1 protein-coding gene and 1 pseudogene are annotated in these 431 nt (G+C 44.3%); one reads left to right on the plus strand and one right to left on the minus strand.

What is annotated here, in order from left to right; all coding sequences use genetic code 11:
- A pseudogene (gene tnpA, locus BHE89_RS20945) lies at nucleotides 1–262 on the minus strand (IS200/IS605 family transposase); the annotation flags it as partial.
- Nucleotides 263–318: 56 nt separating this feature from the next.
- Here tnpA and BHE89_RS20950 point away from each other — a divergent pair.
- The coding region (locus BHE89_RS20950) for a helix-turn-helix domain-containing protein (RefSeq protein ID WP_171742557.1) at nucleotides 319–431 on the plus strand (113 nt) is incomplete at its 3' end.

Consider the following 431-nt stretch of genomic DNA (forward strand, 5'->3'; position numbering starts at 1 on the left):
ATTGTTGACCATCACACTGACCGCCAGTTTTGGCGGGTAAGCAACCAGCAGATGCACATGGTCAGGCTCTCCGTCCATCTCAATAATTTCGCATTCAAGTTTTGCCGCAGCGGAGTCAAATGCATCACGCAGTTGAGCGAGCATCAGTCCGTCAAATAGCTTACGTCGATACTTTGTCGTAAAGATCAGATGCACGACCAGTTTTACTGACACTGTGCCGCTTTCTGAGGAATTCCGCCAGTAAATCATTATGATTACTCAATTGATATGTTTCCCTAACATGTTAAAATAAAAACATTATATCAATGAGCGCTGATGATGTTAAGAGCAACAAAAGTACGCATCTACCCAACACCAGAACAGGCTGAATATCTCAACGCTCAGTTCGGTGCGGTTCGTTTTGCGTACAACAAAGCGCTGCACATCAAGAA

This window comes from Shigella sp. FC1967 (genome assembly GCF_001743005.1).
GTDB lineage: Bacteria > Pseudomonadota > Gammaproteobacteria > Enterobacterales > Enterobacteriaceae > Proteus.